This is a genomic window from Mycobacterium sp. 1245801.1 (assembly GCF_001673055.1).
GTDB lineage: Bacteria > Actinomycetota > Actinomycetes > Mycobacteriales > Mycobacteriaceae > Mycobacterium > Mycobacterium europaeum_A.
The window spans coordinates 1-3,316 of sequence record NZ_LZKY01000007.1 but is presented as its reverse complement, the minus strand read 5'-3'; the positions used below and the strand labels follow the sequence as shown (position 1 = coordinate 3,316).

Annotated in this window: 3 protein-coding genes and 1 riboswitch; all 3 genes read left to right on the top strand. The window is 67.5% G+C overall.

The window, feature by feature from the left end:
* A partial coding sequence (locus A5622_RS00600; RefSeq protein ID WP_197507917.1) for a nitronate monooxygenase occupies positions 1 to 503 on the top strand: 503 nt, incomplete at its 5' end.
* 136 nt (positions 504 to 639) lie between these two features.
* A riboswitch (M-box (ykoK) riboswitch) is annotated at positions 640 to 825 on the top strand.
* A gap of 286 nt (positions 826 to 1,111) precedes the next feature.
* Entirely contained in the window at positions 1,112 to 1,363 is a 252-nt protein-coding gene (locus A5622_RS00595) for an Rv1535 family protein (protein ID WP_066871306.1), read from the top strand.
* A 326-nt stretch (positions 1,364 to 1,689) separates the two neighbouring features.
* A partial coding sequence (locus tag A5622_RS00590) for an isoleucine--tRNA ligase (protein WP_082994497.1) occupies positions 1,690 to 3,316 on the top strand: 1,627 nt, incomplete at its 3' end.

Below are 3,316 nucleotides of genomic sequence, written 5' to 3'. Positions count from 1 at the left end.
AGGTCGTCGACGCCGTGGCGCCGGTGCCCGTCCTGGCCGCCGGAGGGATCGCCCGCGGTCGCCAGATCGCGGCGGCGCTGGCCCTGGGCGCGGAGGGCGTGTGGTGCGGCTCGGTGTGGCTGACCACCGAAGAGGCCGAGACCGTGCCCGTGGTCAAGGAGAAGTTCCTGGCCGCCAGCTCGTCGGACACCGTCCGGTCGCGCTCGATGACGGGCAAGCCGGCGCGGATGCTGCGCACCGCCTGGACCGACGAGTGGGAACGGCCGGAAAACCCCGACCCGCTGGGCATGCCGCTGCAGACCGCCCTGGTCACCGAGCCGCAGGTGCGCATCAACGCCGCCGCCGCGCAGGCGGGCGCCAAGGCGCGTGAGCTCGCCACCTACTTCGTCGGGCAGGTGGTCGGCTCGCTCGACCGGGTCCGCCCGACGCGCTCGGTGGTGCTCGACATGGTCGAGGAATTCATCGACACGATCGGCCGGCTCGAGGGCCTGGTCGACAAGTGATCCCGAGTCGTTTGTCCAGGTCAGGGTCGCAAACCTGACCGGATGCTGGGTGCTCGCCGCAGGAATCCGCACAGAATCCCCGACTCGCCATCCAGGGATTTGACCGCGTCATACCCGTCGTGCATTATCGGTCGGGTATGCACCTCGTTAGGTGAGGCGTCTACACGAATACAGGCCACTGACCCCGAACGTCGAAAGACGCCCCGGGTCAGGACAGCTCCTCCCGGCTTAAGGGTTGAGCCCAGGTGGCTTCCGGCTCGGATTGTTTGTCCAGGCCAGGACACGTCGTGTGGTGCCGAAGCTCTGACGAGAGGGGTGCGGATCTCCGGCGGTCGTCGGGTTCTGCTCCTTTGCTGCGCATAGATCGCACGCGAACCGCGCGTGCGTCGTGACCGCGAGGAGGTGAGGGACAGATGCGTTCTAGCGATAGTCCGGATCGAAGTCCGAACTGTGTTTCGTCCCCATCCGGTCTCCGGCGCGACCTGCTCGGCTGAGTCGTCGCAACGCTAAGTGGTTATCGGCCAAGCGTTCTCGAGATCGGAACCGACACGGGGCGGGACACGTCAGTCCAATCAATCCCCGTTGGATCTCCCCTCTAGGAGGCGATGATGACCGCAGTTCTCTACGACCAAGTGGTGACCGTAGCGCCCGCGCGCACGCTGACCGTGGTGCGCGACACCGACACCGTTCCGGCCGTCGCGCAGGCGCCCGTGGCCAAGGGCCGCCGCCGCGCCGACACCCCGCCGTTCGGCGCCGGTAGCGACCCGCTGGTGGACGGCGCCGCTCGGCTGCTGAGCGTGCCGCTGCGTCACGTGTACGCCGCGCTGTGGCGCGTCGGCGTCCTCGAAGTCCGGGCCTGAAGCCGAACTCCGATGGACGTCGAGCAACTCGGGCTCCAAGGGGTCGCCTGGTCGCAGACGTAGTTCTGCGCCCTGGCGACCCCTTGGAGTGCACCCGGATTTGCGGGTCTTCGTAGAATCGTCTTACTGGCATCGATCCGGCCATCACCGGGGAGCCTTCGGAAGAACAGCCGTCGTGGCCCAGTAGAACCGAACGGGTAGGCCCGTCACAGCCGTCATCGAGTGGCCACGCGAAAGCGCGGCAAGCGGGGTGGTACCGCGGCGCTCGCGCAGCCAGCGCGTCGTCGTCCCCGGTTTGCACCGTGGCACAGGAGACAACGCGCATCGTGACCGACAACGCTGAGGTTCAGGCCTACCCGAAGCCAGGAGCGCCGGACTTCCCGGCGCTCGAGCTCGAGGTGCTCGACTACTGGGCCCGCGACGACACCTTCCGGGCCAGCATCGCCCGCCGCGAGGGCGCACCGGAATACGTGTTCTACGACGGGCCGCCGTTCGCCAACGGGCTGCCGCACTACGGTCACCTGCTCACCGGCTACGTCAAGGACATCGTCCCGCGGTACCGCACCATGCGCGGCTACAAGGTGGAGCGCCGCTTCGGCTGGGACACCCACGGGCTGCCCGCCGAACTCGAGGTCGAGCGCCAGCTCGGGATCACCGACAAATCGCAGATCGACGACATGGGCATCGCGGCGTTCAACGACGCCTGCCGCGCCTCGGTGCTGCGCTACACCGACGAGTGGCAGGCCTACGTCACCCGCCAGGCGCGCTGGGTCGACTTCGACAACGACTACAAGACGCTGGATCTGCCCTACATGGAGTCGGTGATCTGGGCGTTCAAACAACTCTGGGACAAGGGCCTGGCCTACGAGGGCTACCGGGTGTTGCCGTATTGCTGGCGCGACGAAACCCCGCTGTCCAACCACGAATTGCGGATGGACGACGACGTGTACCAGAGCCGGCAGGATCCCGCCCTGACGGTGGGATTCACGGTGGTCGGTGGCTCGCTGGACGGGGCACATCTGTTGATCTGGACGACGACACCGTGGACCCTGCCGTCCAACCTCGCCGTCGCGGTCAATCCCGAGGTGACCTACGTCGAAGTCCGGTCGCAGGGCAAGCGTTTCGTGCTCGCGGAGCCGCGGCTGGCCGCCTACGCCCGCGAGCTGGGGGACGAACCCGAGATCCTGGCCACTTATGTCGGCGCCGACCTGCTCGGCACGCGGTACCTGCCGCCGTTCCCGTATTTCATGGATACGGCCAAGGCATTTCAGGTGCTGCCCGGCGAGTTCGTCACCACCGAGGACGGCACCGGCATCGTGCACATGGCGCCGGCCTACGGCGAGGACGACATGGCCACCACCGACAAGGTCGGCATCGTCCCGGTCACGCCGGTCGACTCCAGGGGGCGGTTCGACGCCACAGTCCCGGATTACCAGGGGCAGCACGTCTTTGACGCCAACCCGCACATCATCCGCGACCTGAAGAACGGCAGCGGCCCGGCCGCGGCCAACGGGGCGGTGCTGCTGCGCCACGAAACCTACGAGCACCCCTACCCGCACTGCTGGCGATGCCGCAATCCGCTGATCTACCGGGCGGTGTCGTCATGGTTCGTCGCGGTCACCGAATTTCGGGACCGCATGGTCGAGCTCAACCAACAGATCACCTGGTATCCCGAGCACGTCAAGGACGGCCAGTTCGGCAAGTGGCTGCAGGGCGCCCGCGACTGGTCGATCTCGCGAAACCGCTACTGGGGCACCCCGATTCCGGTGTGGAAGTCCGACGACCCCGCCTACCCGAGGATCGACGTCTACGGCAGCCTCGACGAACTCGAACGCGACTTCGGGGTGCGCCCCACCAATCTGCACCGGCCGTTCATCGACGAGCTGACCCGGCCCAACCCCGACGACCCGACCGGGGCCAGCACGATGCGGCGCATCCCCGACGTGCTCGACG

Bases quoted from the DNA above. Each gene is read 5' to 3' on its own strand.
- A5622_RS00595 (WP_066871306.1), top strand. From the start codon at position 1,112: ATGACCGCAGTTCTCTACGACCAAGTGGTGACCGTAGCGCCCGCGCGC.